Origin of the sequence: Nocardioides sp. NPDC058538, assembly GCF_042719275.1 — a bacterium.
Taxonomy (GTDB): Bacteria; Actinomycetota; Actinomycetes; order Propionibacteriales; family Nocardioidaceae; genus Nocardioides.
Window position 1 is genome coordinate 247,097 of the sequence record NZ_JBHXNY010000001.1, and the last position, 18,462, is coordinate 265,558.

Consider the following 18,462-nt stretch of genomic DNA (forward strand, 5'->3'; position numbering starts at 1 on the left):
GTACGGAGCCACCGCTCCGTATCCATTGTGTGTATCACCTCGCGCTGGCCCCGCCGGCGGACCAAGGCGGCACAGAGCCGCGGTTCGCAGCGGGAGGTTTGAAAGAGATGTCAGTGCAGGGCGAGCAGAGTCTGGTGCGCGCCGTCGGAGGGACGTACTTCCCACTCGCGCTGGTCGCGCGGATGCCGTACGCGATGATGGTCGTCGGTGTGCTGACGCTGGTCGTCGCGGGCCGCGACTCGCTGGCGCTCGGCGGTCTGAACTCGGCGATGGTCGGGATCGGAGCCGCGTCGTGCGGCCCGCTCCTCGGCGCCGCTGTCGACCGGTTCGGCCAGCGGCGGGTGCTGCTGGTGGTCGGCGTCGCGAGCAGCGCGATGCTGGCCGCGATGGCCTGGGTGGTCTACAGCCCGCTGCCCGACGCGGCCGTGCTGGCGGTGGCCTTCCTGGTCGGTGCGACCGCCCCGCAGATTGCGCCGCTGTCGCGGTCCCGGCTGATGGCGATCATCTCCGCGTGCATCGTCCCGGGACGTCGGGTGCGGGTGATCAACTCGACCATGGCCTACGAGTCGGCGGCCGACGAGATCGTCTTCATCGTCGGTCCGGTCGTCGCGGGCGTCCTCGCCGTGACGATCGACCCGTGGGCGCCGGTCGTCGCCGCCGCGGTGCTCACCCTGGTCTTCGTCTCCGCCTTCGCCCTCCACCCGAGCGCCGCGACCGCACAGGCCTCGTCCGGCCGTACGCCGGCTGCCGGCTCCGTGCGTGAGCTCGCCCGTCCGCGCGTGGTCGTCATCGTGGTCGGCATCCTCGGTGTCGGGCTCTTCTTCGGCTCGATGCTCACCTCGCTGACCGCCTTCATGGCCGACCACGGGCGCCCCGAGGAGGCCGGCCTGGTCTACGCCGCGATGGGCGTCGGGTCGGCCGCGCTGGCGCTGGGCGTCGCCGTCTTTCCGGTGGCCTTCACCTCGGCCGCACGCTGGCTGGTCTTCGGTGGTGTGATGTTCGCGGGTGCCCTCGCACTGCCGGCCGTCTCCTCGGTGACCGGGATGGTGCTCGCCCTGCTCGTCATCGGCCTCGGCATCGGGCCGACCCTGGTCACGCAGTACGGCCTCGGCGCCCGCCGCAGCCCGGTCGGCCGGTCGGCCACCGTGATGACCCTGCTCGGCTCCGCGGTGATCCTCGGCCAGTCGCTGGCCTCCGCGGTCACCGGCGGCATCGCCGAACGCTGGGGCACCGACGCTGCCCTGCTCCTGCCGGCCGCCGCCGCGCTCGTGGTCGTGCTCGCCGGGGTCGTCAACGCTCGGATCGGTGAGCGGCCTGTGCCCGCTGCGGCTCCCCGCCCCGAGCGCGCGGTGGCTACCGCCGACCGCTGAACGGGGTGACCTTTTCGTAAAACGCACGGTATGGTTCGTTTTATGAAAACGTCGAGTCCGACTCTACTGCCGCTGCTGCGTTCGCGGCTGCAGGGAGAAGTGCTGGCGTGGGTGTTGCTACACCCCGACGAGCAGCCGAGTCTGTCCGAGATTGCAGCGGCGGTCGGTACGACGGTGCCGACCGTCAAGCGCGAAGTCGATCGTCTCGAGGAAGCGGGCCTGGTCCAGAGCACGGCACGTGGGCGCAATCGGGCCGTCGCTCCTACCACGGACCATCCGCTGTACCGCCCGCTGGCTGAAGTCATGGCGCTGACCTTCGGGCCCGTCGGCCTTCTCCGAGAGGCACTCGAACAGGTGTCGGGGATCGATGAGGCCATCATCCACGGCTCGTGGGCGGCTCGCTATGCCCAACAGCCAGGCGCCGTGCCTGGTGACATCGACCTGCTGGTGATCGGCACCCCCGACCGCGACGAGCTGTTCGAGGCGATCGAGCCTGTCGAGCGCACGCTGCGCCGCGAGGTGAACTACCGTGTGGTGACGCCGGAGGCGTGGACGGCTGACGGGGGCTCCTTCAAGGCGACGATCCTGGCCCGTCCTCTCGTTCATCTGATGGGAAGCGGCGATGACTGATCAGCCTGAAGCGGTGCCCGGACACTGGCCCCAGGGCGACGCAGAGATCGAGACGATGATCGATCACGGTGATCTCGAGCGGGTCGCCCCGTCGACCGAGCATGCCGATCTGCTGATGAGCCACGCCGACGAGCACCTCGAAGCAGCCAAGCTGATGGTGGACACGCACCCGACTTCGGCGTTCCCGCTGATCTACGACGCAGCACGAAAGGCGCTCACGGCGACTCTCGCCAAGCAGGGGCTTCGACCGCACGCTCGGAGATCGGTGCCCACAAGGCGACTCAGCAGGCTGTCCAGGCTCAGTTGGGACGTGCCGCAGGCGTGGTACGCCCGTTCGGGCCGATGCGGTTGCGTCGGCACGACACCGAGTACCCGTCCCTGGGTGACGCGCCCATCACCGTTGGTGAGACCCACCAGGCTCTGGACGATGCGATGGGCATTGTCGAGGCCATGAAGAAACTGCTCCCGCGCCTCGGGCCGTTCTGATTCATCGCAGTGACAGTCATGGATATCGCATCGCTGATCCGAGTGGTTGATGCTCGGCCGCGGAGCTTTGACTGGGCAGCGATTGCTGAGGAGTGGGGGCGCGTGCCTCCGGCGGACTACGTCGACTTCATGCGAGACGTGGGTCCCGGGGAACTCGGTGACCATCTGTCGATCATGGCTCCCCCAACCGCCGACCTCGAAGCCATGCGAGATGCCGACGCCGAGACACTCGGCGACCACCTTGCGAGTGCGGCTCCCACAGCCGATCTCGGAGATGTCGGGGTTTTCGACATGGCGATCGAGACTCGGGATGCCCAACACGGCTGGGAGATCGAGACGGTGCCCAAAGTTGGGCGGCTCGCTGAGGCTTCGCCGAGGTTGCTGTGCTGGGCGGTGTCGAGTGAAGCCAACCAATACTGTTGGGACTTGGCGGACGACTCGATGCCCATCATCGTCTTCGACCGAGGATTCCTGGAGTGGACTGCGTACGACTTGTCCTTCACGGACTTCGTCGTGGGGATGATCCAGGATTCGATCCCCGACTACGCAGGCGATCGGATTGCGAGTCACCTGGGATGGCAGGTGCCGGTGACGTACAAGGTGCACAAGCGCGATCGCTGGTAGCGCCTCGTCCGTGCACATGGGTTCCGCGCGGATGACGGTGTGGCACTAAAGTCGACCTATGCGTCTGGGCGTACTCGACATCGGATCGAACACGGGACACCTGCTCGTGGTCGACGCCCACGGCGGGGCGGCCCCGTCACCGGCGTACTCGTTCAAGCAGCCGTTGCGGCTGGCTGAGCACCTCGACGAGGCCGGTGAGGTGACCGAGGCCGGGATCGAGGCGCTGACCGCCTTCACCCGTGAGTCGGTCGCGGTGGGGGAGGAGAAGGGCGTCTCGGAGATGCTGGCGTTCGCGACCTCGGCGGTGCGCGATGCGGGCAACTCGCAGCAGGTGCTCGACCGCGTGCACGCCGAGACCGGGGTCGAGATCGAGGTCCTTCCCGGCGACGACGAGGCGCGGCTGACCTTCCTGGCCGTACGCCGCTGGTTCGGCTGGTCCGCCGGACGGCTCGCCGTCTTCGACATCGGCGGCGGTTCGCTGGAGATCGCGGCCGGTCTGGACGAGCAGCCGAACGTCGCCTGGTCGCTGCCGCTGGGCGCCGGCCGGCTCGCGCGCAGCTACTTCGGTGACCGCCCGACGGAGGAGGAGCTGCGGGAGCTGCGTCGGTCGATCCGCGCCTCGATCGCCGACGACGCGGGCAAGATACTGCGCGACGGTCACCCGGACATGGCGGTGGCGACCTCGAAGACGTTCCGCTCGCTCGCACGCATCTGTGGTGCCGCGCCGAGCGGGGAGGGGCTGCGGGTGCGCCGCGAGCTGCGGCTGGCCGAGCTGCGCGACTGGATCCCGAAGCTGTTGGAGATGTCGCTCGAGGAGCTCTCCGAGCTGCCCGGTGTCAGCCCGTCGCGGGCCCATCAGATCGTGCCCGGTGCGCTGGTCGCCGAGGCCTGCCTCGACATCTTCGACGTACCCGCCTTCGAGATCTGCCCGTGGGCGCTGCGTGAGGGTCTGATCCTCGACCGCCTCGACCACCTGTCCTTCATCGGCAGTTCCGATTCTGGAAGGTCCGACTAGGAGGCCCCGCGATGATCTCGCTGTCGACGTCCTCGACCTACCCCGAGTCGACCGCCCACGGCTTCGCCTACGCGGCCGAGGTGGGATACGACGGGGTCGAGGTGATGGTCGGCATCGACGCGCTGTCGCAGCAGACCCATGCGGTCAAGCAGCTCGCCGAGCACCACGGCCTACCCATCGTCGCGATCCACGCGCCGACCCTGCTGTTCACCCAGCAGGTCTGGGGCTTCGAGCCCTGGGGCAAGCTCGAGCGGTCGGCCGAGATGGCCGTCGAGGTCGGTGCGGGGGTGGTCGTCGTACATCCGCCGTTCCGCTGGCAGCGCGAGTACGCGGCCGGTTTCGTGGAGGGGATCGCCACGCTGGAGCGCTCGACCGGGCTGCGGTTCGCGGTGGAGAACATGTATCCGTGGCGTGCGGCCAAGCGCGCCACGCAGATGTACCTGCCCCACTGGGACCCCTCGACCGAGGACTACGCCAACACCACCATCGACCTCTCCCACGCCGCGATCGCCGGCGACGATGTGATCGAGATGGCGAAGCGGCTCGGGTCGCGGCTGCGGCACATCCACCTCACCGACGGCTCCGGCTCGGCCAAGGACGAGCATCTCGTGCCCGGGCGGGGCCACATGGGCGCCGACCGCTTCCTGCGCCATCTGGCCGCCTCGGGGTTCGACGGCGAGATCGTCCTCGAGATCAGCACCCGACGTGCCCACTCCCGCGCCGAGCGCGTCGCGGCCCTCCGCGAGTCGCTCGAGTTCGCGCGGAAGCACTTCCAGGTCTGACCTTCGCTGGTCGAGGCACCCGTCAGTCGTGGGCGGCGAGCCAGGACCAGGTGAGCGAGGTCAGGGCGAGGACGAGGACGGCGGTGGCGACGCCCCACCAGCCGACGACGTACGCGTAGCCGAGCAGCCAGCCGAAGAGGCTGGAGCCGCCGTAGTAGAAGAGGTTGTAGAGAGCGCTGGCCTGGGCCTTTCCGACCCGGGCGCGGGCGCCGACCCAGCCCGAAGCGACGCCGTGGGCGCCGAAGAAGCCCGTGGTGAGGACGAACAGGCCGGCCAGGACCATCGCCAGGTTGTCGGGGAAGGTCATCACGACGCCGACGATCGTGATGACGACGCAGGTAAGCATCACCTTTCGCCGCCCGTGGGTGGCGGCCAGCCGGCCCGCGACCGACGAGGAGACGGTGCCGCCGAGATAGGCGAAGAAGATCTGGCTCGAGATCGCCACCGGGAGCCCGAAGGGCTCGCGTTCGAGGCGGAACCCCAGATAGTTGTACGTCGCCACGAACCCGCCCATCAGCAGTGCTGCCTGCCCGTAGAGAACGAGCATGCCCGGGTCGCGGAGGTTGGCGAGCACCCCCTCGCGTACGGACGTGGTCGGCCTGCCGACCGGGCGGACCCAGCCCTGGGCGCGCGGGATCAGGGTGATGGCGATGATCGCGGCGATCGCCGAGAGGACGCCGCCGGCGGTGACGCCCAGTCGCCAGCCGCCGAGGTCGGCGAACGGCCCGGTGATGACCCGGCCGAGGAGGCCGCCGACGGTGGTGCCGGAGATGTAGATGGCCGCGGCGAGGCTGACGTGGCGTACGTGGATCTCCTCGGCCAGATAGGCGACCGCGAGGGCGGGTACGCCGCCGAGCGCGAGGCCTTCGAGGCTGCGCAGGACGAGGAGCGAGGTGAAGCCGGGGGCGAGCGGGGTGAGCAGGCCGAGGACGAGCGAGATCGAGAGCGCGATCTTCATCGCCGGCGCCCGGCCGATGCGGTCGGCGACCCACGACCAGCCGAGGACGCTGACCGCGAGGCCGAGCGTCGCGGTGGAGACGGTGAGCGCGGCCGAGGCCTCGTTGACCTCGAGCGCGTGCGCGACGGTGGGGAGGATGCCCTGGGTGGAGTACATCTGCCCGAAGGTCGCGATCCCGGCGGCGAAGAGGCCGATCAGGATCCGCCGGTAGCCGCTGCTGCCGGCATCGTGCCCGACCCACGGGTGGGTCAGGGAGGCATCGACGGACATCGTTCTCACGGTAAAGCAGGTGTTGTGGGTGGGTGAAGCCGCGGCGTACGTGAGATATCTCTACTCTGGGGGCGATGTCAGTGCTGACGGATCGGCTGTCCGATCGACTCTCGACGCGTCTCGTCGGTGTCGACGTGGCGCGGTGCCTGGCGTTGCTGGGGATGATGGCGACGCACGTGCTCGACCCGGTCGACGCCTCCGGGGAGCTGACCAGGATCCAGGCCGTCGCCGGTGGCCGGTCCGCAGCGCTCTTCGCGGTGCTCGCCGGGGTCAGCCTGGCGCTGATGACCGGACGTCAGGAGCCGGTGCGCGGGCGCGTGCTCGCGTCACGGTCGCTGGGGCTGGTCGCGCGGGCCGTGCTGATCGCCGCGCTCGGGCTGGTGCTCGGGTCGCTCGGCACCAACATCGCGATCATCCTGACCTACTACGGGGTGCTGTTCCTGCTCGCCATCCCGTTCCTCGGGCTGCGGGCGCGGTGGTTGTGGCTGCTCGGTGTGCTCTGGATCGTCGTCGGGCCGCTGTTGTCGCAGGTCATCCGGCCGTTGCTGCCGCCGCGGCAGTTCTCCAGCCCGGAGCCGTCGCAGCTGCTGGAGCCGGGCCGGCTGCTCGCCGAGCTGCTCTTCACCGGCTACTACCCGGCCGTCCCATGGCTGGCCTACGTGCTGATCGGGATGGCAATCGGCCGTGTCGATCTGCGCAACCGGCTCGTGGTCTCGATGCTCTGGACGGGTGGCGTCATCATCTCCGTCTCGGCCACCTGGCTCTCGGGGAGGCTGACCCGGCTGCCATCGGTGGCCGAGGTGCTGCTGCGTACCTATCCGGAGCTGGACATCGACGGCGCTCTGATCGCGATGAGCCACGGTCTCTACGGGCAGACGCCGGTCGACGGTGGCTGGCAGTGGCTGCTGATCGTCGCGCCGCACTCCTCCACGCCGTTCGACCTGGCCCAGACGATCGGCACCTCGATGTTCGCCATCGGAGCCTGCCAGATGATCGCGCTGCGGCTGTCGGACCGGTGGCGGGCAGGGATGGCGGTGCTGTTCGGCGCCGGCACGATGACCCTCACCCTCTACACGCTGCACGTGGTGATGAAGACCGATGCGGTCTGGCCGCCGGAGAGGCCCGACACGTACGTCTTCCACGTGCTCGTCGTGATGACGATCGGCGCGGTCGTCACCGCGTGGGGCCGTCCGGGTCCGCTCGAATGGCTCGTCGGCCGTCCCGCGGCCTGGTTGCGCCGAACAGAGCCTCGCACCGAGCTGCCGTCGTCGGGTTAGCGTGCTTCCATGAGCACGAAGGCACCGCGAGGGCGCAGGCCCGGTTCGCCGGACACACGGGCGGCGATCCTGGCCGCGGCTCGGCAGCGCTTCGCGCAGCAGGGGTACGCCGCGACCTCCGTCCGCGGGATCGCGACCGCCGCCGGGGTCGACTCTGCCCTGGTGCACCACTACTTCGGCACCAAGGAGGACCTCTTCGTCGCCTCGCTGGAGCTGCGCGTCGACCCACGAGACGTCGTGCCCGTGGTCGCCGCCGGGGGCCGCGACGGTGTGGGGGAGCGGCTCGTACGTCTCCTGCTGAGCGTCTGGGACGACGAGGAGTCCCGGCTCCCGCTGATGGCGTTGATGCGCAGCGCTTTCGAGCCGGAGGGGAAGGCTCTGGTGCCGGATGCCTTCGGCCGGCTGATCCTGGCTCCGGTCAGTGAGGCCCTCGAGCTCGATGAACCCGAGCGGCGGATCACGCTGGTGGCCTCGCAGCTGGTCGGGCTCGTCGCGCTTCGCTACATCGCCCGGATCGAGCCGCTCGCGTCGGCTCCGGTGGACACGCTGGTGGCGACGTACGCGCCGGTGGTCCAGGGCTATCTGATCGGGCCTTTGCCGTAGTCCTCTTGCGTGCGGCGCCCCGTCGTGCCACATTTCATCATGTGATGAATAACGTGGTGGAGGCATCCGGTCTCCGAGTCGTGCGCGGGAAGCGTGAGGTCCTCCATGGCCTCGACTTCTCCATCCGGGCAGGCGAGGTCACCGGGTTGCTCGGGCCGTCCGGGTGCGGCAAGACGACGCTGATGCGGGCCCTGGTCGGTGTGCAGGCGAAGGTCACCGGGAACCTCACCGTCCTCGGCAGCCCGGCGGGCTCGGCCGCGCTGCGCCCACGGATCGGGTACGTCACCCAGGCGGCCAGCGTCTATGACGACCTGACGGTCACCGAGAACCTGAGGTTCTTCACCCGGGTGCTCGGTGCGCCGATGTCGTCGGTCTCCGAAGCCATCGAGACGGTCGACCTCGTCGACCACAAGGACCAGGTCGTACGCGATCTCTCCGGTGGTCAGCGCTCGCGGGTCGGGCTCGCCGCCGCGCTGCTCGGTTCGCCGGACCTGCTGGTGCTCGACGAGCCGACCGTCGGCCTCGACCCGGTGCTTCGCGAGCAGCTGTGGGGCACCTTTCGGGACCTGGCCGCCGCAGGCGCGGCGGTCATCGTCTCCAGCCACGTGATGGACGAGGCCGATCGCTGCGACCGGCTGCTGCTGATGCGCGACGGAGCCTTCCTCGCCGACGGCAGCCCTGCCGAGATCAAGCAGAAGGCGAGCGCCGACGACATCGAGCACGCCTTCCTGACCCTGGTGAAGGGAGCGGCACGATGAGCCTGCGACGAACCCTGGCCGTGGCCGGGCGGGTCCTCGCCCAGATCCGGCGCGACCACCGCACCCTGGTGATGCTGGTGGTCCTTCCGACGCTGCTGATGACCCTGCTGTGGTGGATGTACGAGGATTCGCCCGCGCCGATCTTCGACCGGATCGGCCCGGCCCTGCTGGCGATCTTCCCGTTCATCGTGATGTTCCTGGTCACCTCGGTGACCACGCTGCGCGAACGCTCTTCCGGGACGCTCGAGAGGCTGCTGGCGATGCCGCTGGGCAAGGGCGACTTCCTGCTCGGCTACGCGCTGGCGTTCGGGCTGCTCGCCGCGGTCCAGTCCGGCGTGGCCGTCGGGGTCAGCGTGGGTCTGCTGGGACTGGAGATCAGCGGCTCGGTCGCTCTGCTCGTGGTCGTCGCGATCGTCGACGCCGTCCTCGGCACCGCGCTCGGGCTGCTCGTCTCGGCCTTCGCCACCACCGAGTTCCAGGCCGTGCAGTTCATGCCGGCGATCGTCGTCCCGCAGATCCTCCTCTGCGGCCTGCTCGTACCGCGCGAGTCGCTGCCCGCGGTCCTGGAGGCCATCTCCGACGTCCTCCCGCTCTCCTACGCCGTCGACGCGATGACCCACCTCGTCACCTCCACCGACACCGGCGAGGTCTGGACCGACCTGGCCGTCGTCGCCGGGTTCGTCGTGGCCGGCCTCGCCCTCGGCTCGGCGACGCTGCGGCGACGTACTCCCTAACTGCCGAGGCGTCACCCGCGTCGGCCGAGAGGTCACCCGCGTCGGCCGAGAGGTCGCCCGCGTCGGCCGAGAGGTCGCCCGCGTCGGCCGAGGCGTCGCTTGCGTTGGCCGAGATGGCAGCGATGACGCTTCGGCCGACGGGAGCGACGCTTCGACCGACCGGCCTGACGCTTCGGCCGACGGGGCTGACGCTTCGACCGACCGGCCTGACGCTTCGGCCGACGGGGCTGACGCTTCGACCGACCGGCCTGACGCTTCGGCCGACGGGGCTGACGCTTCGGCCGACGGGGGTGACTTCTCGGCCGGGTTGTGAGGCGGTGAGCGGAAGTTGACGGAAGGGGTACGGAGGGCGGATCGACGCGAAACGTTGACACCGGAATGTAGAGGTCGCCAGTCCCCGACCCGAAACGGTGTGAGTACGCGTGACCGACACCCACTGTCCTTACTGCAGCTTGCAGTGCGGGATGACCCTTTCACGCAGAGGGCCGCGCCTGGAGGTCAGTGAGAGATCGTTCCCGGTGAACGAGGGTGCCTTGTGCCGCAAGGGGTGGACGGCGGCGGGGCTGCGCGGGAGCCGCGAGCGGCTCACCACCCCGATGGTGCGCGACCGGGCGACGGGGGAGTGGAGCGCGGCGACCTGGGACGAGGCCCTCGATCTCGTTGCCTCGAAGCTCGCCGACCTGCGGGAGACCCACGGTGCCGACGCCAATGCCGTCTTCGGCGGTGGCGGGCTGACCAACGAGAAGGCGTACCAGCTCGGGAAGTTCGCCCGGGTCGCCCTCGGCACCTCCCAGATCGACTACAACGGCCGCTGGTGCATGTCCTCGGCGGCCTCGGCCGGCAACCAGGCCTTCGGCGTCGACCGCGGCCTGCCGTTCCCGCTGGCCGACATCGAGAAGACCGACGTCTGCGTGCTCGTCGGCTCCAACCTCGCCGAGACGATGCCGCCGGCGGCCCGCCACCTCGACCGGCTGCGTGAGAACGGTGGCAAGGTCGTCGTCATCGACCCGCGGCTGACCGCGACCGGCGAGCGCGCCGACCTCTTCCTCCAGCCGGTACCCGGCACCGACCTGCCCCTCGCGCTCGGCGTCCTGCACCTGCTCGACGCGGCCGGCGCGGTCGACGAGGACTACATCGCCGAGCGGACCACAGGCTTCGAGGACGTACGCCGCTCCGTGGCTGCCTGGTGGCCGGAGATGGTCGAGCGGGTCAGTGGGGTCGAGGCCGTGCAGCTGCGCGAGCTGGCTTCCATGCTGGCGAACGCGGAGAAGGTCATGGTCCTGACCGCGCGCGGCGCCGAGCAGCACGCCCAGGGCACTGCCACCGTCCTGGCCTGGCTCAACGTGGCGCTCGCGCTCGGCATGCCCGGAAAGGCGCACGCCGGCTACGGCTGCCTGACCGGCCAGGGCAACGGCCAGGGTGGCCGCGAGCACGGCCAGAAGGCTGACCAGCTTCCCGGCTACCGGATGATCGACGACCCCGCCGCCCGGACCCACGTCGCAGCGGTCTGGGGCATCGACCCCGAGACCCTCCCCGGCAAGGGCCGCTCCGCCTACGAGCTCCTCGACGCGCTCGGCACCCCCGAGGGACCCAAGAGCCTCATCGTCTTCGGCTCCAACATCGTCGTCTCCGCCCCCAACGCCACCCACATCACGTCGCGGCTGGCAGACCTCGATCTGCTGGTCGTCGCCGACATGGTGATGAGCGAGACCGCAGCGCTGGCGGATGTGGTCCTGCCGGTGACCCAATGGGCCGAGGAGACCGGCACCATGACCAACCTCGAGGGCCGGGTCATCCTGCGCAACCAGGCGATCAGCGCGCCCGACGGGGTCAAGAACGACCTCGACATCATCACCGGCCTCGCCACCCGCCTCGGTGCCGCCTCGACCTGGTCGACAGATCCCGAGGAGATCTTCGAAGAGCTCCGCGCGGCCTCGAAGGGCGGCAAGGCCGACTACAGCGGCATCACCTACGACCGCATCCGCGACGAGGACGGCGTCTTCTGGCCCTGCCCGGAGGAGAGCGAGGGCACTCCGCGCCTCTTCGCCGACTCCTTCTTCCACACCGACGGCCGCGCCCGCTTCATCGACGTCGCCCACCGTGGCCCGGCCGAGAAGCCGAGCGCCGACTACCCGCTCCACCTGACCACCGGCCGGGTGCTCGCCCAGTACCAGTCCGGTGCCCAGACCCGGCGGATCAAGGACCTCCCCGACGAGGGCGCCTTCGTCGAGCTCCACCCGCTGCTGGCCGACCGGGTCGGGGCCCACGACGGCGACCCGGTCGTCGTACGCACCCCGCGCGGCGAGATGAAGGCACCCGCGCGGATCGTGACCACGATCCGCCCAGACACGGTCTTCGTACCGTTCCACTGGGTCGGCGCCAACAAGCTCACCAACGACGCCCTCGACCCGTCGAGCCGGATGCCGGAGTTCAAGGTCTGCGCCGCGGCGGTGACGGCATGAGCGCCGAAATCGTCGGTCGAGCCGCGAGCGAAGCGAGCGTGTCGAGACCAACACAGTCGCGTACGAACCGTGTTGGTCTCGACACGGATTCGCTCGTGCCTCACGAATCCGGCTCGACCAGCGGGAGGATCGTCATCATCGGTGGCGGCATGGCCGCGGCGCGGCTCGTCGAGGGACTGGTCGCGCGTGGCCTGGGCCCGCAGACGACGGTGCTCGCGGAGGAGCAGCACGCTCCGTACAACCGGATCCTGCTCTCCGCCGTGCTCGAGGGCACCCACCGTCCCGGGGCGCTCGCGCTGCGCGAGAAGCAGTGGTACGCCGACAAGGGAGTCGACCTCCGCCTGGACAGCCTCGTGGTCGACATCCACAGGGACACCAAGACGGTCGAGCTGGCCGACCGGACGCGGATCGCCTACGACGCCGTCGTGCTCGCGACCGGCGCCATCCCCAGCCTGCCGCCGATCCGCGGCGTGGTGCGGATGGACGGTTCGCTGGACCCGCGGGTGCAGGCGTTCCGCAGCCTCGACGACTGCGCGCGGCTGCTCGCTCTGCTCCATGAACAGGGCCTCCACGACCACCCGCGCAGCGCGGTGATCGTCGGCGGTGGTCTGCTCGGGCTCCAGGTCGCCCGCGCCCTGGCGGTCCGCGGCATCGAGACCGAGATCGTCGAGGGTCGCGACCACCTGCTCAGCAGCCAGGTCGACGCGTCGGCCGGCAAGGTGCTCAAGCGGTCGATGGCCAAGCTCGGCACCCAGGTCTACCTCGGCGCCCGCGCGACCAGGCTGACCGACGAGGGCCTCAAGCTCGACAACGGCTACACCCTCGAGACCGACCTGGTGGTGCTCACCGCCGGCGGCCGCCCGCGAGCCAACCTCGCCCGCCGCGCCGAGCTCACCGTCAACCGCGGCATCGTCGTCGACGACCAGCTGCGCAGCATCGACGACCCGGACGTCTACGCGATCGGCGACTGCGCCGAGCACAACGCGACCGTGACCGGCTTCGTCTCGCCGGCGTGGGAGCAGGCCGGGGTCCTCGCCGACGTCCTCGCCGGCAACCAGGCGGTCTACGAAGGCCACCGGGTTGTCGCTCGCCTGCGCGCCACCGACCTCGACGTCTGCGTCCTCGGCGAGCCCCAGAACGAGAAGGGCGAGGTCGTCGAGATCGCCAACCCGGTCAAGGGAACCCATCGCAAGCTGGTCGTACGCGACGGCCGCATCGTCGCGGGCGCCCTCGTCGGTGACCTGAGCCGGGTCGGCCTGATCACCCAGGCCTTCGACCGGCAGACGGTGCTCGGCGAGCACGAGGCCGGGCAGCTGCTGCTCCCCGAGCCGTCCAACAGTCCGCGTCCGGAGCTCCCCGACGACGCGGAGGTCTGCGCCTGCGCCGGTGTCAGCGCCGGCCGGATCCGGGCGTGCCGGTCGCTCGAGGACGTACGCGACACCACTCGTGCCACCACCGGATGCGGTGGCTGCGCGCCGACAGTGCGTCAGCTCCTGGCCACTCGGCCCAGCGGCACTCAGCTCAGTGCTAGCCCGATCAACAACGGGAAGCTCAGTATGGAAGGAACTACGTCATGAGCCCTCACCTCCGCAAGAAGGTCGTCGTCGTCGGCCACGGCATGGTCGGTCACCGCTTCGTGACCGCGGCCATCGAGCGCGGCCTGACCGAGACCCACGACATCGTGGTCTTCGGTGAGGAGCCGCGCCCGGCGTACGACAGGGTCGCCCTCACCAGCTTCTTCGAGGTCGGCGCCGAGGCACTCTCCTTCCTGCCCTCCGGCGTCTACGAGGACCCGCGGGTCACCCTGCGCACCAGCACGAGCGTCGTCGAGATCGATCCCGCCGCCCAGACGGTGATGCTCGCCGACGGCGAGGAGATGGCGTACGACGAGCTCGTGCTCGCCACCGGAGCGGCGCCGTTCGTGCCGCCGGTGCCGGGGTCGGAGCTCGGGAACGTCTTCGTCTACCGCACGATCGAGGACCTCGAGGCGATCCGCGAGGCCGCGAAGACCGCGAAGTCCGGGGCCGTGATCGGCGGTGGCCTGCTCGGGCTGGAGGCCGCCAACGCGCTGCACCAGCTCGGCGTCGAGACCCACCTGGTCGAGCTCGCGCCGCGGCTGATGGCCGTACAGGTCGACGACGCCGGCGGCAACACGCTCAAGCGCCACATCGAGAAGCTCGGCCTCACCGTGCACACCGGAGTGATGACGGAATCAATCTCGACAGGCTCGATCCAGCGGATCTCGCCGGACTCCGCGGTCGAGATCTCGGTCGTGGACGAGGACGAGAGCGGCGTGCTCGACGGCAAGGTCAGCGCGCTGAAGTTCAAGGACGTCGAGGAGCCGCTGGCGATCGACATGCTCGTCTTCTCGGCCGGCATCCGGCCGCGCGATGCGCTCGCCCGCGCTGCCGGCCTGGACCTGGCCGAGCGCGGCGGAGTGCTGGTCGACGAGCAGTGCCGTTCCTCCGACCCGCATGTGTGGGCGGTCGGCGAGTGCGCCGCGCCCGGCGGCAGGATGTACGGCCTGGTGGCTCCCGGCTACGACATGGCCGAGGTCGTCGCCGACGCGCTGCTCGGCGGTGCCGGCACCTTCACCGGCGCCGACATGTCGACCAAGCTCAAGCTGCTCGGTGTCGACGTCGCGAGCTTCGGTGACGCGCACGGCACCACCGACGAGTGCCTCGAGCTGACCTACTCCGACGCCGTCGCCGGTGTCTACAAGAAGCTCGTGATCAGCGAGGACGGCACCCGCCTGCTCGGCGGTGTGCTGGTCGGCGACGCGAGCGCCTACGGCCTGCTGCGGCCGATGGTCGCCTCGGGCATGATGCTTCCGGAGAACCCGGAGGAGCTGATCCTCCCCCAGTCCAGTGGCGGTGGGGGAGGCATCCAGCTTCCGCCGGAGGCACAGATCTGCTCGTGCAACAACGTCACCCGCGGTGACATCGAGGCGGCCGTCGACAACGGCTGCGAGAGCGCCGCGGACGTCACCAAGTCGACCAAGGCCGGGAGCACCTGTGGTTCCTGCAAGGTGCAGGTGAAGAAGATCGTCGAGGACTACTTCACCGCCCAGGGCAAGACCGTCGACACGAGTCTGTGCGAGCACTTCAAGATGACCCGCGCCGAGCTCTTCGACGTGGTCCTGATCCATGGCTACAAGACCTTCGACCAGATCATCGAGGCCCACGGCACCGGCCGCGGCTGCGACCTGTGCAAGCCCGCCGTCGCGAGCATCCTGGCGAGCCAGCTCAACGGGCACGTGCTGGCCAAGGAGAACCGCAAGCTCCAGGACACCAACGACGCCTACCTGGCCAACCTCCAGAAGAACGGCTCCTACTCGGTCGTCCCGCGCATCCCCGGCGGCGAGATCACGCCCGAGGGCCTGATCGTGATCGGCGAGGTGGCCAAGGACTTCGGCCTCTACACCAAGATCACCGGCGGCCAGCGCATCGACATGTTCGGTGCCCGGATGGAGGACCTTCCGGCGATCTGGAAGCGCCTGGTCGACGCCGGGTTCGAGTCGGGCCACGCGTACGGGAAGTCCCTGCGGACCGTGAAGTCCTGCGTCGGCTCGACCTGGTGCCGCTACGGTGTCCAGGACTCTGTCGGCCTCGCGATCATGCTGGAGACCCGCTACCGCGGGCTGCGCTCGCCGCACAAGCTCAAGGGTGGCGTCTCCGGGTGCGCCCGTGAGTGCGCGGAGGCCCGCGGCAAGGACTTCGGTGTCATCGCCACCGAGAAGGGCTGGAACCTGTACGTCGGCGGCAACGGTGGCGCCATCCCGGCCCACGCCCAGCTGCTCGCCGGTGACCTGAGCACCGAGGAGCTGGTCAGCTACCTCGACCGCTTCCTCATGTACTACGTGCGAACCGCCGACCGCCTCCAGCGCACCTCGACCTGGATCGACTCCCTCGACGGTGGCCTGGAACGGGTCCGCGAGGTCGTGGTCGACGACGTCCTCGGCCTGGGCACCGAGCTCGAGGCCGCGATGGCGCGCCACACCGAGACGTACTTCGACGAGTGGAAGGCCACCCTCGAGGACCCGGAGAAGCTGCGCCGGTTCGTCTCCTTCGTCAACGCCCCCGACATCCCCGACCCCAACATCTCCTTCGGATCCACCCGAGGCCAGATCGTCCCGGAGGTCGGCGAGGAGCCAGCCGCCGTCGGCCCGGTCTCGCTCGGCGCCTCGATCCCTGTCGGAATGCCCACCATGGAGGAGTCGCGATGACCGAGACCCAGACCCAGACCGTGACGTACATCGCCGTCTGCCGCCTCGACGACATCGACCCGGAGACGGGCATCGCCGCGCTGGTACGCGGGGAGGCCGTCGCCGTCTTCCGTACCCTCGACGACCGGGTCTTCGCGTTGTCGAACTTCGACCCGTACGGCCACGCCTCGGTGCTCGCCCGCGGGATCGTCGGGACGCGTGGTGAGGTGCCGTTCGTGGCCTCGCCGCTCCTCAAGCAGCCGTTCTCGCTGGAGAGCGGCCAGTGCCTCGACGATCCGTCGGTGTCGGTCGCGACCTACGAGGTCGACGTCGTCGACGGAGAGATCCGGGTCGGCGCCCGGCGATGACGAACGCGGCACAAATGATCCAGGGGACCTACGATTCCGATGTGGACACTGGCGCGTTGAGCGGCTTCCGCGTCGGCGTGACCGCGGCGCGGAAGGCCGAGGAGCAGATCAACCTGCTCGAGAGGCGGGGAGCCCAGGTGGTCTGGGCGCCCGCGCTCTCCGTCGACCCCAACCGGGTCGACGCCGGCGCGCTGCGTGTGGTGACCGAGCAGATCATCGGCCAGAAGATCGACATGTTCCTGGCCACGACCGGCATCGGGACCCGTACGTGGTTCGACGCCGCGGAGGAGTGGGGACTGCTCGACCGGCTCTTGGAGACGCTCGGCGGCGCCGAGATCCTGGCCCGTGGACCGAAGTCGGTCGGGGCGATCCGGCGGCGCGGGCTGCGAGAGCTGTGGGCACCGGAGTCGGAGGAGTTCGACGACGTCCTGGAGCATCTGCGCGGCCGCGACCTGACCGGCAAGCGGATCGTGGTGCAGGAGCACGGGCAGTCGCTGTCGATGGTCGCGCACGCTCTGACCCGGCAGGGCGCCGAGGTCATCAACGTGGTCGTCTACCGGGTCGAGTCGGCAGCGGACCCCGAACCGATGTTTCGGCTGGTCGAGACGTTGACCGACGGCGAGCTGGACGCGGTCACCTTCACCTCCGCGCCGGCTGTGGCCGCGTTCATGCAGGCCGCCGGGTCGGTGGGCCTGCGCGACGAGGTCGTGGCGGCGTTCCAGGCCGATGTGGTCGCGGCCTGCGTCGGTCCGGTGACCGCCGCCGCCTTCGAGATGTGGGGCGTACCCACCATGATCCCCGACCGCTCCCGCACCGCGGCCATGGTCAAGATGCTCCAGACCGAGCTGCCGCTGCGCCGCGAGGGCCTGCTCATCGAGCTCACCGGCGGTAACCAGCTGCTGCTCCACGGCGACGCGGTGATCCTCGACGGCGCCGAGGTGAAGCTCTCGCCGGCGCCCGCCGCCGTCCTGGGTGCTCTCGTCGCCAACCCCGGCATCGTCGTCTCCCGGCAGGCTCTGCTCGCCATGCTCCCCTCCGGCACCGCCGGCTCCGAGCACGCGGTCGAGATGGCGGTCGCCCGGCTCCGCTCGGCGCTCGGCACCAAGACCATCCAGACCGTCGTGAAGCGCGGCTACCGGCTGGCGGTGGGCTCATGAGGCTCGTCGTCGTCGCCCACGGCACCCGGCAGCTGCTCGGCAACGCGGTCGCCTCGATCATCGCCAAGCGCGCCGGCCGCGTGCTGGGGATGGAGTCGAAGGCTGCGTACGTCGAGCTCTGCGAGCCGTTGCTGACCGACGTTCTGGCCGACGCTCAGCCGTCGGTCGTGGTCCCGCTGCTGCTCTCGACCGGGTATCACGTCAAGGTCGACCTGCCGCAGGCCGCCGAAGGGCTGCCGGTGGTGATGGGCCGAGCGCTCGGACCGGACCCGCTGCTCGCCTCCGCGCAGGTCTCCCGGCTGGTCGCCGCCGGCGCGGTCCCCGGACAGCCCGTCGTCCTGGTCGCCGCCGGCTCCAACGACCCCTCGGCCCGCGCCGACATCGCGGCGGCCGGTCAGATGCTGGAGAAGGCCTGGCGTGGTCCGGTCAGGGTCGCCACCGTCTCCGGCTCCGGCGCCCCGGCCATCGACCAGGTCGTACGCTCCGGCGACGCCGTCTCGCCCTACCTGCTCGCGCCCGGCTTCTTCTCCGACCTGGTCCGCTCGCGTGCCTCGGCCGCGGGTGCCGAGGTCGTCGCCGACGTCATCGGCCCGCACCCCGACGTGATCGAGCTGGTCGTGCACCGCGCTGCGGCGCTCCTCGCGGAGGAGCGTTCCGCGCAGGCCGGTTAACCGCTGGTCGAGCCGCCGGAGCCGCTAGGCGGAGGCGTGGGGGGGCCCCCACGGGGACCAGCACGGGGGCTGGGGCCGGGTGGTGTGGGCAGC

The 18,462-nt window shown here is 70.1% G+C and carries 16 protein-coding genes; 15 read left to right on the forward strand and 1 reads right to left on the reverse strand.

The genetic code is table 11. The features are described 5' to 3' along the window. Nucleotides 1–107 precede the first annotated feature (107 nt). From ACFWQC_RS01215 to ACFWQC_RS01235, 5 genes are all read left to right on the forward strand, one after another. Entirely contained in the window at nucleotides 108–1,370 is a 1,263-nt protein-coding gene (locus ACFWQC_RS01215) for an MFS transporter (protein WP_378671892.1), read from the forward strand. 42 nt (nucleotides 1,371–1,412) lie between these two features. Beyond that, on the forward strand, nucleotides 1,413–2,000 hold the full coding sequence (locus tag ACFWQC_RS01220; protein WP_378671894.1) for a MarR family transcriptional regulator: 588 nt from the start codon (nucleotides 1,413–1,415) through the stop codon (nucleotides 1,998–2,000). Between the two features lie 504 nt (nucleotides 2,001–2,504). Continuing rightward, nucleotides 2,505–3,110: a hypothetical protein gene (locus ACFWQC_RS01225; protein WP_378671896.1), complete on the forward strand. Its 606-nt coding sequence runs from the start codon at nucleotides 2,505–2,507 to the stop codon at nucleotides 3,108–3,110. 58 nt (nucleotides 3,111–3,168) lie between these two features. Then, nucleotides 3,169–4,125: a Ppx/GppA family phosphatase gene (locus tag ACFWQC_RS01230; protein WP_378671898.1), complete on the forward strand. Its 957-nt coding sequence runs from the start codon at nucleotides 3,169–3,171 to the stop codon at nucleotides 4,123–4,125. A gap of 11 nt (nucleotides 4,126–4,136) precedes the next feature. Further along, nucleotides 4,137–4,907 carry a sugar phosphate isomerase/epimerase family protein gene (locus tag ACFWQC_RS01235; RefSeq protein ID WP_378671900.1) on the forward strand — a complete coding sequence of 257 codons (771 nt, stop codon included), beginning with the start codon at nucleotides 4,137–4,139 and terminating at the stop codon, nucleotides 4,905–4,907. Nucleotides 4,908–4,929: 22 nt separating this feature from the next. Here the strand turns inward: ACFWQC_RS01235 and ACFWQC_RS01240 are convergent, their stop codons facing one another. After that, nucleotides 4,930–6,135, reverse strand: coding sequence for an MFS transporter (locus tag ACFWQC_RS01240; protein ID WP_378671902.1), 1,206 nt, complete (start codon nucleotides 6,133–6,135; stop codon nucleotides 4,930–4,932). Between the two features lie 74 nt (nucleotides 6,136–6,209). On the opposite strand from ACFWQC_RS01240, the gene ACFWQC_RS01245 reads away from it, so the two are divergent. The 10 genes from ACFWQC_RS01245 to ACFWQC_RS01290 all read left to right on the forward strand — a co-directional run bounded on the left by ACFWQC_RS01245 (nucleotide 6,210) and on the right by ACFWQC_RS01290 (nucleotide 18,369). Continuing rightward, nucleotides 6,210–7,412 (forward strand): heparan-alpha-glucosaminide N-acetyltransferase domain-containing protein, encoded by a 1,203-nt coding sequence (locus ACFWQC_RS01245; RefSeq protein ID WP_378671904.1) that lies wholly within the window; start codon nucleotides 6,210–6,212, stop codon nucleotides 7,410–7,412. Nucleotides 7,413–7,421: 9 nt separating this feature from the next. Next, nucleotides 7,422–8,015 (forward strand): TetR family transcriptional regulator, encoded by a 594-nt coding sequence (locus ACFWQC_RS01250; RefSeq protein ID WP_378671906.1) that lies wholly within the window; start codon nucleotides 7,422–7,424, stop codon nucleotides 8,013–8,015. Nucleotides 8,016–8,059: 44 nt separating this feature from the next. Then, the gene (gene ccmA, locus ACFWQC_RS01255) at nucleotides 8,060–8,773 is read left to right on the forward strand and encodes a heme ABC exporter ATP-binding protein CcmA (protein WP_378671908.1); all 714 of its coding nucleotides are present in this window, start codon (nucleotides 8,060–8,062) and stop codon (nucleotides 8,771–8,773) included. After that, nucleotides 8,770–9,507, forward strand: coding sequence for an ABC transporter permease (locus tag ACFWQC_RS01260; protein ID WP_378671910.1), 738 nt, complete (start codon nucleotides 8,770–8,772; stop codon nucleotides 9,505–9,507). Before ccmA ends, ACFWQC_RS01260 begins: the two co-directional genes overlap by 4 nt. Before the next feature lie 422 nt (nucleotides 9,508–9,929). Beyond that, entirely contained in the window at nucleotides 9,930–11,969 is a 2,040-nt protein-coding gene (locus ACFWQC_RS01265) for a molybdopterin oxidoreductase family protein (protein WP_378671913.1), read from the forward strand. Nucleotides 11,970–12,064: 95 nt separating this feature from the next. After that, nucleotides 12,065–13,546, forward strand: coding sequence for an FAD-dependent oxidoreductase (locus ACFWQC_RS01270; RefSeq protein ID WP_378671916.1), 1,482 nt, complete (start codon nucleotides 12,065–12,067; stop codon nucleotides 13,544–13,546). After that, on the forward strand, nucleotides 13,543–16,194 hold the full coding sequence (nirB, locus tag ACFWQC_RS01275; protein WP_378671919.1) for a nitrite reductase large subunit NirB: 2,652 nt from the start codon (nucleotides 13,543–13,545) through the stop codon (nucleotides 16,192–16,194). Before ACFWQC_RS01270 ends, nirB begins: the two co-directional genes overlap by 4 nt. Continuing rightward, entirely contained in the window at nucleotides 16,191–16,541 is a 351-nt protein-coding gene (gene nirD, locus ACFWQC_RS01280) for a nitrite reductase small subunit NirD (protein WP_355223914.1), read from the forward strand. The genes nirB and nirD overlap by 4 nt, the downstream gene beginning before the upstream one ends. Nucleotides 16,542–16,582: 41 nt before the next feature. Next, nucleotides 16,583–17,698 carry a uroporphyrinogen-III synthase gene (locus tag ACFWQC_RS01285; RefSeq protein ID WP_378671922.1) on the forward strand — a complete coding sequence of 372 codons (1,116 nt, stop codon included), beginning with the start codon at nucleotides 16,583–16,585 and terminating at the stop codon, nucleotides 17,696–17,698. After that, nucleotides 17,695–18,369: a sirohydrochlorin chelatase gene (locus ACFWQC_RS01290; protein WP_378671924.1), complete on the forward strand. Its 675-nt coding sequence runs from the start codon at nucleotides 17,695–17,697 to the stop codon at nucleotides 18,367–18,369. Before ACFWQC_RS01285 ends, ACFWQC_RS01290 begins: the two co-directional genes overlap by 4 nt. The last annotated feature ends 93 nt before the right edge of the window (nucleotides 18,370–18,462 follow it).

What these genes read in the sequence shown, in the direction of transcription:
- ACFWQC_RS01215 (WP_378671892.1), top strand. Translation starts at nt 108, where the DNA reads ATGTCAGTGCAGGGCGAGCAGAGTCTGGTGCGCGCCGTCGGAGGGACG.
- ACFWQC_RS01220 (WP_378671894.1), top strand. Translation starts at nt 1,413, where the DNA reads ATGAAAACGTCGAGTCCGACTCTACTGCCGCTGCTGCGTTCGCGGCTG.
- ACFWQC_RS01225 (WP_378671896.1), top strand. Translation starts at nt 2,505, where the DNA reads ATGGATATCGCATCGCTGATCCGAGTGGTTGATGCTCGGCCGCGGAGC.
- ACFWQC_RS01230 (WP_378671898.1), top strand. Translation starts at nt 3,169, where the DNA reads ATGCGTCTGGGCGTACTCGACATCGGATCGAACACGGGACACCTGCTC.
- ACFWQC_RS01235 (WP_378671900.1), top strand. Translation starts at nt 4,137, where the DNA reads ATGATCTCGCTGTCGACGTCCTCGACCTACCCCGAGTCGACCGCCCAC.
- ACFWQC_RS01240 (WP_378671902.1), bottom strand. Translation starts at nt 6,135, where the DNA reads ATGTCCGTCGATGCCTCCCTGACCCACCCGTGGGTCGGGCACGATGCC.
- ACFWQC_RS01245 (WP_378671904.1), top strand. Translation starts at nt 6,210, where the DNA reads ATGTCAGTGCTGACGGATCGGCTGTCCGATCGACTCTCGACGCGTCTC.
- ACFWQC_RS01250 (WP_378671906.1), top strand. Translation starts at nt 7,422, where the DNA reads ATGAGCACGAAGGCACCGCGAGGGCGCAGGCCCGGTTCGCCGGACACA.
- ccmA (WP_378671908.1), top strand. Translation starts at nt 8,060, where the DNA reads ATGAATAACGTGGTGGAGGCATCCGGTCTCCGAGTCGTGCGCGGGAAG.
- ACFWQC_RS01260 (WP_378671910.1), top strand. Translation starts at nt 8,770, where the DNA reads ATGAGCCTGCGACGAACCCTGGCCGTGGCCGGGCGGGTCCTCGCCCAG.
- nirB (WP_378671919.1), top strand. Translation starts at nt 13,543, where the DNA reads ATGAGCCCTCACCTCCGCAAGAAGGTCGTCGTCGTCGGCCACGGCATG.
- nirD (WP_355223914.1), top strand. Translation starts at nt 16,191, where the DNA reads ATGACCGAGACCCAGACCCAGACCGTGACGTACATCGCCGTCTGCCGC.
- ACFWQC_RS01290 (WP_378671924.1), top strand. Translation starts at nt 17,695, where the DNA reads ATGAGGCTCGTCGTCGTCGCCCACGGCACCCGGCAGCTGCTCGGCAAC.